Annotated in this window: 1 protein-coding gene; it reads right to left on the bottom strand. The window is 58.3% G+C overall.

Annotated elements, in window-relative coordinates; genetic code table 11:
- Positions 1-71: 71 nt before the first annotated feature.
- A partial coding sequence (locus B2R17_RS21435) for a 4Fe-4S dicluster domain-containing protein (protein WP_286765601.1) occupies positions 72-218 on the bottom strand: 147 nt, incomplete at its 5' end.

The following is a 218-nucleotide window of genomic DNA, read 5'->3' as shown; positions in this document are numbered from 1 at the left end:
CTCGACTACCCCCGCATGACCGAAGTCACTCTCGGTGTGGCCGCGGCCATGCGGCGGTTGTTGCGGTAGTGTCACTCATTAGCCGACGGGCATTCCGCCGACTTCGTGACGTTGAGTTCGATGAAGCTTTTCCATTGGTCCGGAACGTCATCTTCGTAGAAGATCGCTTCGGTCGGACATTCAGGAACGCAGGCTCCGCAGTCGATGCATTCATCGGG

The organism is Rhodopirellula sp. UBA1907 (assembly GCF_002337565.1).
Taxonomy (GTDB): Bacteria; Planctomycetota; Planctomycetia; order Pirellulales; family Pirellulaceae; genus Rhodopirellula; species Rhodopirellula europaea.
The sequence above is the reverse complement of the archived record's forward strand: the minus strand, read 5'-3'. Positions and strand labels throughout refer to the sequence as shown.